Source organism: Bifidobacterium sp. W8110 (genome assembly GCF_016101375.1).
Taxonomy (GTDB): domain Bacteria; phylum Actinomycetota; class Actinomycetes; order Actinomycetales; family Bifidobacteriaceae; genus Bombiscardovia; species Bombiscardovia asteroides.
Genome location: NZ_JACFQO010000006.1, coordinates 34,382 through 47,054, shown reverse-complemented (window position 1 = coordinate 47,054; position 12,673 = coordinate 34,382). Strand labels below are relative to the sequence as shown.

7 protein-coding genes are annotated in these 12,673 nt (G+C 59.0%); 6 read left to right on the top strand and 1 reads right to left on the bottom strand.

The annotated features are described in order from the left end of the window. The first annotated feature begins 103 nt into the window (after positions 1-103). From H3T88_RS08350 to H3T88_RS08330, 5 genes are all read left to right on the top strand, one after another. Positions 104-745, top strand: coding sequence for an NUDIX hydrolase (locus H3T88_RS08350; protein WP_373637670.1), 642 nt, complete (start codon positions 104-106; stop codon positions 743-745). Further along, entirely contained in the window at positions 742-2,955 is a 2,214-nt protein-coding gene (locus H3T88_RS08345; protein ID WP_198204265.1) for a DUF6049 family protein, read from the top strand. Before H3T88_RS08350 ends, H3T88_RS08345 begins: the two co-directional genes overlap by 4 nt. Continuing rightward, entirely contained in the window at positions 2,952-7,175 is a 4,224-nt protein-coding gene (locus H3T88_RS08340; protein ID WP_198204264.1) for a lipid II flippase MurJ, read from the top strand. The genes H3T88_RS08345 and H3T88_RS08340 overlap by 4 nt, the downstream gene beginning before the upstream one ends. 243 nt (positions 7,176-7,418) lie before the next feature. Next, a complete protein-coding gene (locus H3T88_RS08335) occupies positions 7,419-8,702 on the top strand; it encodes an aminotransferase-like domain-containing protein (protein ID WP_198204263.1) in 1,284 nt (427 codons plus the stop codon). A gap of 3 nt (positions 8,703-8,705) precedes the next feature. Continuing rightward, on the top strand, positions 8,706-9,908 hold the full coding sequence (locus H3T88_RS08330) for a D-alanine--D-alanine ligase family protein (protein WP_198204262.1): 1,203 nt from the start codon (positions 8,706-8,708) through the stop codon (positions 9,906-9,908). Positions 9,909-11,088: 1,180 nt separating this feature from the next. Here H3T88_RS08330 and H3T88_RS08325 read toward each other — a convergent pair. Continuing rightward, positions 11,089-11,433 (bottom strand): hypothetical protein, encoded by a 345-nt coding sequence (locus H3T88_RS08325; RefSeq protein ID WP_198204261.1) that lies wholly within the window; start codon positions 11,431-11,433, stop codon positions 11,089-11,091. A gap of 121 nt (positions 11,434-11,554) precedes the next feature. Here H3T88_RS08325 and trxB point away from each other — a divergent pair, with 121 nt between their 5' ends. After that, entirely contained in the window at positions 11,555-12,505 is a 951-nt protein-coding gene (trxB, locus tag H3T88_RS08320) for a thioredoxin-disulfide reductase (RefSeq protein WP_198204260.1), read from the top strand. Positions 12,506-12,673: the final 168 nt, after the last annotated feature.

The window sequence follows — 12,673 nt, the reverse complement described above, 5'->3', positions numbered from 1 at the left end:
CCCTTTCCTATGGAGTTGATGCGCCTACTAGCATACCGTTACCCCACCTGCACATTACCTTACGTAGAGTTGGAGTATGATTACGCCCGCGGACATGGCGCGCATGCTTGCGCATAGCGCCGACTCTGCGGACATTCATGCCCGCGGCCAGCAGAAGCGGGGCCATCTTGTGGAAACCGTAAGCGAACGTCTGGATCCGCAGGTCCGCGAGCGCATACAGACCGAGGATGACGCTCCCACACCTGCCCTCATGCCTCGGCATAAGCATGCCTCAGGACCTTCAACCTTCGCCTCCCTGGATGCCCAGGAGCTGCCCGTGGTCCGCGAGTATTCGGCGGGCGGACTGATCTTCGACCGGCATGACCGGGTGGCCATCATCGCCCGGCACTCCCGCTCGGGCCATCTGGAATGGTGCCTGCCCAAGGGGCATATCGAGAAGGGGGAAACACCCGAACAGACGGCGGTGCGCGAGGTCCATGAGGAGACGGGGATACTGGGTAGGGTGACCGACTCCATCGCCACCATCGACTACTGGTTCACCGGAACCAACCAGCGGGTCCACAAGCTGGTCCATCATTTCGTCCTGCGGATGATCGGAGGATCCCTGAGCGTGGAAGGCGACCCCGATCATGAGGCCGAAGATGCCATCTGGGTGGACTTCTCCGACCTGACCTCGGTGCTCAGTTACCCCAATGAGCGTAAAATAGCCTGGCTCTACGCGAGGAAGTACAAAAAACAGCCATGATCCAGACCCCCCTGCGCCCGGTCGGGCGCACCAGCCAGCGCACCCATGCCTTTAATCGATGGGCTCGGTGGGCTCGAATCCTGCTAGCGATTGTCCTTCTGCTGGCCCTGGTCATAACCCCCTGGCACCCGACACCAGCCCTGGCTGCCACCAGTCATCAGAGCTCAGCCGAGGTGGCCCTGCGCTGGTCGACGCCGGTGGTGACCGACAAGTCCGGCTACGCCCTGCGCGCTGCTGTGACCAACACCGCGAGCCAGCCCATGAAGCATGCGCATCTGAGCGTGTCCACCAGCGCCCTTTACTCCTTCAGCTCCCGGGTTGACATGCAGGCCTGGTCCGAAGGCCACGCCCGCATCCCCACCCCGGACGTGCTGGGTACGCAGACCGTACCGACAATCCCGGCCGGGCAGAGCATCGAGGTTGCAGTCAACGTGCCGACTGATCAAGACGCGATCAAGAAGATGACCAGCTGGGGGCCCAAACCTGTCCGGCTCTCCCTGAGCGACGATCAGGACCGGGTCCTGGGCGATGTGTTCACCTTTCTTACCAGGACCTGGGATGGCCTGCCCACCGCAGGCACCCCCGCCCTGTCCCTGACCATGGTCCTTCCGCTGACCTCCTCGGACTGGAATATTGACGACAGGGCCATGACGGCGTTGATGACCCAGTCCAGTGCCAAATCCGAGTCAGGCCCAGGCAACGATAAAAACCGGAATGTGACACTGACCCGCCAGGGTGCCCGCCGCCAGGAGGATCAGAGCCAGCTGCTATCCAAGCACAAGTCCCTGCAGGCCCTGGGCGATCCGGTCTACCTGTCCGCCTTCGCCAACCGTCCCCAGATCCAGGGGTTGATTCAGCCGGCCGACTTCGACATCACCAGGTATGCATCCCAGAGTCAGGACCGTTATGTCCAGGCTGGAGTCACCCCCGAGTCCTGGAGCGCCCAGACTGCAGCCAAGCTCTATGCTGACGCAACGCCTGGCATATACGCTTGGCAGGGCCGACAGGAGTGGACCATGGACTCCATCACCGCCGCCCGACGTGCCGGCTATCAGACGGTCATCGCCCCCCAAGGCTTCGAGGTCGACGCCGGCACCTCCGCCCACACCGGCAAGTACACCTTCGAAACCAAGGCCGGAAAGGTAACCGTCCTGTCGGCCCAGCGAGAGCTCAGCAACCTGGCCAGGGGCCATCCCAGCTCCACACGCGCCACCGGTGAGCAGACTCAGGCTGGGCAGACGGCCCGCTTCATAGCCCAGAGTGCCTTCTACCAGATGGAACAGCCTTACGCCGAACGCTCCCTCCTGGTCTGCTTCGACGCCGATGAGGACACCCAGCAGACAAACCAGATCATGACCGAACTGGAGCATGCTCCGTGGATCAACCTGATCTCCATGGACAATCTGATGAAGGCGCCCGACTTCACCGGCGGGTCGTCGGGTCTGCTCAAGGCCATGGAGCTCGGCAGCACCAAGAGCGGCACCAAGCACGGCGATGGCTCGACAGGCACTCTGGACTCTCTGATTGCCAGCCGGGCCGACATCGACCGATTTGCCACCTCCATTCTGGCTGACAACAAGCAGGATTCCCAACCCACCGCCAGTGCCACAGCAGGCAAGACCGACAGTCAGGCCCTGGCCCGCCAAGATGCCGACACCACCGCCCGCCAGCCCAAGGACCCGCATCAGTGGCTGAACCAATTGACCGCAACCCACGACGACCTGGCTCTGAAGTCCTTGGGGGGAACCGCAACCGCCGCTGGTCTGGCCGATCAGGCCGAGGCCATATCCCACCGGCTCCTTGACGGAATCAGCATCACGCCCAGCGAATCCCTGAACGTGGTCAGCGAGACGGCCTCTATGCCCGTCACCGTCAGCAACAGCCACCCCTACCCTGTATACGCTCGCATCAGCGCTCGAACCGACTCCATGGAGATTGTCACCTCGCGTATGGCGGAGGTGGTTATTCCCGCCCGCTCCGAGGCTCAAGTGACCTTTAAGGTCAGGGTGGCGGCAGCCGGCAGGGCCAACGTGGACATCGGCCTGCTGGACAGCCAGGGCCGCCCCTTCGGCCAGGTGCGCCGGGCTCAGATCACCAGCAATCTGCGACTGAGCGACATGAGCGGCCTAATCATCATCGTCATCGCCGTACTCCTAGGACTCCTGGGGCTCTGGCGGCAGTTCCACCGTACGAAGGACCCGGACGAATGAGTTCCGTAGGGCGCAATTCCGCCATCATGGCCACGGGGACCGCAGCCTCCCGCGTGACCGGGCAGATTCGCACCATCCTGCTGGCAGCCGCCATAGGCACCACCGGGATCGCGGCCGACGCCTACCAGACCGGCGCCATGATCCCTCAGGTCATGTTCACCCTGATCTCAGGCGGCATCTTCAACGCCATCCTGGTCCCGCAGATCGTGCGCACCCTCAAGGAACGGGATGCAGCAGACCGGCTGAACAAGCTGATCACGGTCGCCATGGTCCTCCTGGCCCTGCTGACCCTACTGCTGATGCTGGGCACCCCGGTGCTGACCACCATCTATCTGAACTCCAAGTGGAACCCGGCCCAGCGGGCCCTGGCCAACTCCTTTACCCTCTGGTGCATGCCCCAGGTCTTCTTCTACGGGCTCTATACGGTCCTCGGTCAGATCCTGGCCGCCAAGGGCCGGTTCACCGCATACGCCTGGAGCTCGGTAGGCGCCAACGTCATCAGCTGCCTGGGCTTCCTGGCCTTCATCCTCCTGTTCGGCAACGCCCGCAATCAGCCGGTCGGCTTCTGGGACAACGGTAAGGTGGCCTTGACCGCTGGAGCCTGGACCCTGGGCGTGGCCTTCCAGGCACTGGTCCTCTTCATCCCCCTGATTATGAGCGGCTTCCGCTATCGTCCTCGCTGGGGTCTGCGTGGAATCGGCCTGCGATCCATGGGCTCGGTAGCGGCATGGAGCATGTGCGTGGTCATCATCGACCAGCTGGCCAACGTGGTCAATGCCCGCATCAACAACGGTGCACCCCTTGAAGGCAACCCGTTCGACATCGCTGGCAACGGGTCCTATCAGAACGCCTACACGCTCTTCATCCTCCCCTATTCCCTGGTAGCCGTCTCGGTCAGCACGGCCCTCTTTCCCAAACTGTCCAAAGCGGTTTCGGACGGCCGCATCGGGGATGCCCGCAATGATCTGAGCCAAGCCCTGCGCAACGTCGGACTGGCCATGTTCTTCTTCGCTGCAGTCCTGTTGGCAATTCCAGTGCCCATCACACGAGCACTGCTGCCTTCGGTAAGTGTCCATGAGTCTGTCCTTATCTCAGGGCCGCTGATAACCCTGTCCCTGGGGCTGGTCCCCTCAAGCGCCTTCCTGCTCATTCAGCGCACCTTCTACGCCTTCGAGGATGGGCGGCATCCTTTCATTTTCGCTGCTGTCTCCAATACCATCCAAGTAGCACTGGTTCTGGTATCCATACGCTTGTTCCCTCCCCGCTACTGGGCAGCGCTGGTGGGTCTGAGCCTGTCCCTGAGCAGCATCCTCAGCTTCCCTGTCCTGACCCACATGCTGCGCAGCCCCTTCCAGGGGAATCTGGACGAGCGGCGGATTCTGACAACTTACGCCAAGGCTTTCCTGGCTGCGGGATTGGCCCTGGCAGCCGCCCTGACGGTCAAGACCCCGGTGACCCACCTAGTCGGCGCCTGGGTTCAGGGCCGACAGGGCCATATGAGCTGGGTGCAGGCACTCTTCATCTGCGTGGTCATCACCCTGCTGACGGCGGTCATCTATGTCGTGACCCTGGTAGCCCTGCGCACTGAGGAATTCACCCAGCTCCTGATCGACCTGGCCCGTCGACTGGGCAGGGCAACCCGGCACCCCGTCCGCAGCATGGACACTCTGCAGGGACGACCCTCCCGGCTGGCCGACCGCTCGGTCAGGGTGGTGCACTCCTCCTCCCCTGACTCCGCTCTGCCCGGCATGGACGCAGCCCTGGAGAACTTCGAAGAGGCCCATGAGTCCGATACTGATGGAGAATCCGCGATAGCCGGGCCCCCGCCGGCCCCTCCGACCCCGCAACCCGTTAGGATTGTACCTAGGAACAGCAAGGTCCACCACGGTGTCGCCGACTACAGGCGACGCCCCACTTCTGATGAGAGCTCGGCAACCATGAACGCGCATATCGGAGACACCATCCTCGGCAGATATACCCTGGTCACCCTGCTCCGCCGCGCAAACGGTCTGAGCGCCTGGCGGGCCAAGGACAAGGTCCTGGACAGGGACTGCCAGCTCTTCATCGCCGGGGATTCAACCTGCATGGACCGGATCAACGTCAACGCCTCCAGCCTGGCGCTGAGCAAGGACCGCCGCTTCACCCCGGTCTACCAGCTGCACACCCGTGACAAGGTCTCCCTGATCGTCACCGCCCCCGATGCCGGTATGTCCCTGAGGGACTACATGCACGGACCCGCCGGGGAAACGCTCAGCAACCGGGCCATCGGCACCATCATGGGAGAGGTCACCGAGGCCATGCGCACCCTACATGCCGCCGGCATGGTCGACTATGCAGTCTCCACGAGCACCATCAGGCTGGCGCCAGCCTCGATCACCCTGGCCGATGCACCCATATCGCCTATGCTCGAGCACCCGTCGGCCTCAACTGAAATGGGACTGACGGACGAGGAGTATGCCATACACGGGCTGGCCGGCGTGCTCTATGCCATGCTGACCAGACGGGCCGATCAGGACGGACGACAGCCAAGTCTGCAGGAGCTGCCCGAGCAGACCCCGGAAGAGTTCAAAATCATCTGCATGCGTGGACTGGGCCTGACTAATGAGCAGGGAGCCATGCCGGTTCCACTGGTCACCCTGGCGGAGCTCTCGGCCCTGCTCAGCCCCTGGGTCCCGCCCGAGGAGCTGACCGACAGCGATCTGATTTGGCCCGAGCTGGACGGCCGTGCCTCCATCGAGGCCGTGGCCCTACGCCCGGTGGACCCCAGGAACGTACTCCCGCTTCCCGCGGGATTGACCTCCTCAGCCCTGCCTGCCGCGCAGACCGTATCCCACCATGAGCCGCACTGGAAGACCAACCAACTGCTCTTCCCCGGCCGCAGTGAGATTGAGATGCTCAATCCAGAAGACACGGATACGGATCTCTTCTCGCTCTTTGACGAGCGTCAGCGGCTACGCTCGCTGAACAGCTCCTCCCGCAAGACCGCAGCCATGGATGTGAGCGCACTCAGGGCGACAATGCCCAGGCCCGCGGCCAATGAGGAAGAGTCCAAGGCTGTGACCGGACGGATGCCAACCATCAAAGACGATCAGCGTAAATCCTCCGAGGCTCTCAGCGGCAACGGCGTAACTGCCGACAATCCCGTGGAGCGAGGCTTCTCCCAGTGGGACTTCCACAAATCCGGCAGTGCGCAGGATGATGCGACGGCCGGCAGTCGCCAGACCACAGCAATATCCAACCGGACCGCTTCACAGGACGACGTGGATTCGCATGCGCGTCAAACAGGAGCTGCCGCCGCTGAATCTCATATCGCAGGCGGTGGAGAACCTGCAGCTCGCAGTGGACATTCGCCTTCTGCCGCATCTTCTGAAAAGACCGTGGCCCCTGCCCAGGTGGCCCGTTCCTCTAAGAACCCTGATTTCGATGAGGAGGAGCAAGAGACCACAGTCATGGAGCCGCTGCCCCCCAGCTTCACACCTGAAATCCACTCCATGCCCGTGCCGGTGACATACTCGGTACTTTCCGACGATGAGCAGGATAAGGGTCTGGATGACGAAGCCGATATGGCTGACACCCGTCTGTTCGGACGCTTCACGACTCGCTCAGTGGTCATCGCCATAGCGGCTATAATCGTTGTGGTGGCCCTGGTCTGGGCCCTCTCAACCATTACCGGATCCCGATCCGAGGTCAGTAAAAGTGAGGGCGGCTGGCCGGTCATGTCCAACGTGCCCTTCCCCGGCAAGACCAATGAGAGCGACGAAGCGACTCCCTCCAGCAATGGCAATGGTGACGACCAGGCTCAGGCCGGCACCAATGCCGGGAACGACAAGGTCAGCCACGCTGACAAGAAGGCGGGCAAGGTTCCCGATCCGCCCAAGCCCAAGAACACCACAGCCTATCAGACCAGTCGCCAGCTCTTCCTCAACAAGCCTGCCGGCCTGCAGGGCTATGGATGGTATATGCATCTAACCAAGCCGGAAGAGGTCTCCCGCCTGACCATCGTCGCACCTCAGAGCGGTGGCCATGCCCAGATCTATGCGAATTCCACAGCGGCTCAGCCCAACCAGGGACAGCCTCTGGCCGACTTCAGCTTCGATGCCTCGGGCACAACCCAGGTCACCCTGCGCGAGCCGGTAACGACTCAGGACCTGGTCATCTGGGTACCCATGGATGGTATGCCGGGCAATACCCTGCGCTTCACTTCCGTCCAAGTCTTCTGAGCATGACTATGGGTCGACGGCAACAAAGGCGAATCATCCCGACGTCGGCCCACGGGCCACTTGTCGACCGCAATTGCCTGCAGGCCCCATGGGCCCCGTCAACCGGACATGACTGCCCACCCATCCGTATGCCGATACTATGGGTGTACCGAAATGGTAATGTGTTGGATTTTTCCTCCTACATAGCGCCCACAGGTAATACAGTTTCCTTAGACAACGGCGGCAGGAAGGCGGAAGTCAGTTATGGCGGATGATCCCAATATCGCGTCCAAGGTCATCAAGAACGATCCTTGGTATAGCTCCTATGCAACACGAGCCGAGCAGATGCGGGCCTCCGAGATTCGTGCCCTCTTCGCCGTGGCCAATCGGCCTGAGGTGGTCTCCCTGGCCGGCGGCATGCCCTATCTGGGCCGGATGCCTTTCGACAAGTTGGCCGACCAGCTTGGCGATATGCTGCGGAGCAAGGGCCAGGTGGCCTGGCAGTATGGGTCAGCACAGGGCGATCCCCACCTGCGTGAAGACGTGCTGCCCATCATGGAGCTGGAAGGCATCAAGGACGTCCAGCCGGATGATGTGGTCATAGTCAACGGTTCCCAGTCGGGACTGGACCTGATCACCAGGATTATGTGCGACCCCGGCGATGTGGTTCTGGCCGAGGCACCCAACTATGTGGGCGCCTTGGGCGTCTTCCAATCCTTCCAGGTCGATGTGGTCAACGTGGCCATGGACGGAGACGGACTGATCCCTGAGGCTCTGGAGGAGACCATTCTGGAGCAGCGCCGCCAGGGCAAGTCGGTCAAATTCCTCTACACTGTGCCCAACTTCCACAATCCTGCCGGGGCCACCATGAGCGTGGAACGGCGGCCACGAGTCATTGAGATCGCCAGGAAGTACCACGTGCTAATCGTCGAGGACAATCCTTATGGACTGCTGGCCTTCGACGGCCAAACCTACCCGGCCCTGCGCTCTTACGACTCCGAGGGCGTTGTCTACCTGAGCAGCTTTTCCAAGATCATCGCTCCTGGCATGCGCGTGGCCTGGATGGTTGCGCCTCCCGGCATCCGACAGAAACTGGTTCTGGCCAACGAGTCGGCCATCCTTTGTCCTTCCAACATGAGCCAGATGACCATCACCACCTATCTGGACAACTTCGATTGGAAATCGCAAATCAACGATTACCGGGGAATGTACAAGGAACGCTGCGATGCCATGGACGAGGCTCTGAAGGAATATCTGCCCTACTGTTCATGGCTCAAACCCAAGGGTGGCTTCTACATCTGGCTGAAGATACCCCAGGGGCTCAATGCCAAGGACATGCTGCCCAGGGCGATCACCGCCAAGGTGGCCTACGTGTCGGGCACAGCCTTCTACGATAACGGGGAGGGCGCGGACCATATGCGCCTGTCCTTCTGTTACCCCACTCCCGATCGAATCCGAGAGGGAATACGCAGACTGTCCACAGTCATCGAGAATGAACTCGCCACCGTCCGGCTGTTCGAGCCCGACAGCGGCAAGGAAAGGGGCTGAATCATGGCGGCCAAGCACAGTAAGACACCACGGCAGCAGACCGGCGGCAAAACCCCGGCAGTCGGCAAGACCAAGACAACCGCGAGCGCGACGCCGACCACAGTCGACAGCCCGGACACCACCGTAGCCACGACTGCTGGCGAAGTGGCCAAAAGAGCCAGGCGTACCTCGCACCGCTCCACCCGCGAGGCCACGCCATTCACCATGGACGATGTCCTCTCCCTGGCGAGCAAGGCCACCAAGCGTGCTGATAAGTCCCTCCTGGTTATTTGCGGCGGCCTCAGCCATGAACGCGATGTCTCCATCAGCTCGGGGCATCGAGTCCAGGGATTCCTGGAGGAGGCCGGATGGACGGTCCATGTCCATGACATGGATGGCTCGCTCCTGCCCTATCTGACTGACGAGTCGACCCGTCCTGATCTGGTCTGGCCTCTGCTGCACGGCGCCAACGGCGAAGATGGCTCCATCCGTGATGTCTTGGAGATGGCTGAACTGCCTTACATCGGATCTCGGGCCAAGGCCTCCAGGACCGCCTGGAGCAAGCCCATCGCCAAGAACGTTGTCCGCATGGCCGGATTGCAGACGCCACACTCCGTGACCTTGCCTGAATCCATGTTCCGCGAGCTGGGAGTCGAACCCGTTATCGATATGCTTCTAGGTTCGCTGGGGCTTCCGCTCTTCATCAAGCCCACCATGGGCGGCTCGGCCATGGGTTGCACCATGGTGACGGAACAGAGCCAGCTCACTCAGGCGTTGATCAACTGCTTTGCCTACGGTGATGTGGCACTAATCGAACAGGCTGTCACGGGCACTGAAGTCTCCGTCTCCATCCTCGAGTTTGACGGACACCCCCTGGTTTTGCCTCCGCTTGAAATCTGGACCCCCTCAGGCACCTACGACTTCGAGGCTCGCTCCACACCTGGCCCGACGGAGTTCTATGTTCCAGCTCGACTGGATGCCAAGACCACACAGGCTGTGAGCGATGCTGCACTGACCGCCCATCGGGCTCTGGGGCTTCGAGATATCTCGCGCACCGACTTCATCGTCGATGCCCACGGTCAGCCGCAATTCCTGGAGTCCAATGTTGCGCCCGGCATGACGGACACCTCGCTTCTACCGCAATCAGCCCTGGCCGCCGGCTACAACCTGCCAGAGCTATACACTGCATTGGTTCAATCAGTTTTGAATCAAAAACGAACCAACTGAGACCTCAAAGCCTACCTGGCTCTGCCTACCACTCGGTTAGCATGAGCAAAGTCCGCATGATATATGGTGTGCAAACTGCACAATATGTATCATGCGGACTTGCAATTTAAATAGCTTGCAAATACAGGCAGAGCAGATAGTGCACAAGACGAGCACATTACACATAGTACTGACTGACAGTTTGTAATCATCAAACCCGGTACTCTGTTCTATATCCATTATTCTCATCATCATTCTTCTCTGCCCGCCAAATGTCAGTTGTTCACTGCTCACCACTCTGCCTCGGTTATCTCCCTACCTCTATCCGTTCCTCTCCTCTCCCCTGCTTCTCCTTTACTACTCCACCAAAGCCAAGGCTGATTGGAGGTATGTTCAATCAAATCCTTGCTTTTATATTGCCGACCAGGCTGACTTGCAGAAGAGACGCGGTCTAATATATAGCCGATGCCGGTATGGCTGGTCACCTTCCAGGATTCAACTCACGACAGTGCTATATTGCTCTACGCCTATGCATGTGCGCATGGTCGGTATCGAATGTTTCACGTGAAACATTCTGGGATGATCAACTTACTTCATCAACTCCAGCGAGAGCCCCGCATGCCACAACGCCTATAACCAACAGAGAATCCTGCCCGTTAACGGTGCGAGTCGAATAAAGATACGGGCCTCGAGCAAATGAATACAGCCTTCATAGGATCGCAATCACTATGGGTTCTGCATCAATCGGCTCAGGATTCTTTATCGAGATGTTTATCAATCAAGCGCGACTACATTGAGGCAACGCTGCCTTTATACCTTCAAAAATCGAGCGCACATCTCTACTGTGTCAGCAGGAACTCTGAGCGAGAGCGAGACCGCACCAGTAAATTGCCGTTCTTTTATCGGCATTGTTGTACTGATTGATTTACCCCGATTCGCACATACTCATCGTTGATGAGTACAATCTCCTTATCAGAATTGATTCATCGAGTCATAGCGCTTACGCATTTTGCCCCCTGGCAACCGATCCAAAGCGGATAGGTAAAAGCCCGCGGATACCCTGCAAGTCATTGGATTCGCATGTACAACATACCCAAGCGCATCCGTCCTTATTGAGAGACCATACTTTCGTAAAATCGAACTAACAATTGAAACCGCACCCCACCCTTATCGAACTGTCTACGGCCTGGCTAGATACGTCTTACTTATTTCTGCTACCTTCCTCGTCCTCGTCCTTGTCCGATGCGAGCGAAGAACTTTCGACAGATTCTTCCTGACTTGAAGATACATATCGGTCAGCAGTCATGGCAGTCATATCCTCACCAGTCCCAAGGCTTTTGTCTTTTATCGGAGAATCAGCGTCCAACTCGTCGACATTGTCCTCAAGGCTTGGGGGATTCCAAAAACGCCAGCTATGCCAGCTGTCATCCTTACTCTTATCATCTGTTTGATGGCTAGGATGCTCCCGCAGCAACCGATCAACTCGGAGCATAAACCAAATCAGCACTAGAATCGTCCCAAGATTGGTTACGATGGCGACTACCACGGTTTTCTCCATAGTTCAAGAATAGCCTACCCCTATCAGAACCGAACCTACTGTGAGATAAGTAGCGCCCTTTTCGCCCACCGCGTGTGCCTCGGTCATCCTGCATGGATACAGTAGCGTTATGAAGCAAACTGTTCATGATGCCATTGTTATAGGGTCCGGACCAGCAGGTTACACAGCCGCCATTTATCTTGGCAGAGCCGGATACGCTCCACTCGTTATTGCTGGAGCTCTTACGCCTGGCGGTCAGCTTATGAACACCACCGAAGTAGAGAACTTCCCTGGATTCCCTAAAGCGGTACTGGGCCCCGATCTGATGGATCAGATGCGCGATCAGGCAGAACATTTTGGTGCCCAGATTGAATACGACGATGTCGTCTCAGTTGACTTGAACGGAGACGTCAAGCGGATAACAACGGATGGCGGCCAGGAATACCAGGCTCGATCCGTCGTTATCACCACTGGCTCGCAATATCGTAAATTGGATGTTCCTGGCGAGCGCGAGTTCTCAGGACGAGGGGTATCCTACTGCGCCACATGCGACGGTTTCTTCTTCAAAGACAAGCCGATTGTTATTGTTGGCGGTGGCGACTCTGCCATGGGTGACGCGGACTTTCTGACCCGTTTCGGCTCTTCTGTCACACTGATTCACCGTCGCCAAGGCTTCCGCGCTTCAAAAATCATGGTGGACCGCGCCAAGGCTAATGACAAGATCAACTTCCTTCTTGATTCGGTCGTCACGCGGATTAATGGCGACGATAGTGGTGTGACGTCTTTGGATATTCGCAATACAGCCACTGACCAGCAGTCCACTATTCCAGCTAACGGAGTTTTCGTTGCTATTGGATTCACCCCTCAGACTGCTTTCCTCAATGGACAAGTTGATCTGGACCAGGACGGCTATATCCTGGTCAAGGGTGGATCGACAACCACTTCTGTACCTGGAGTCTTTGCCGCTGGTGATGTGACCGACAAGATCTATCGTCAGGCCATCTCTGCTGCTGGTATGGGTTGCCGTGCTGCTTTAGACGCTCAGGAATATCTGACAAGTTTGGATAGCCTTAAGGCTTGAACGGCCCCGCAAACAAAGATTTAAGTGCCTGACAGTTTACGATTGTCAGGCACTCCGTTTATTGATTATGCCGTGTTACCTACTTAGTTTCTTCTAGTTCTCCATTGGCCACGACCGGACACTCTACTCAACAGGAGCATTCCCGACCTTACAGCTACGCACATCATC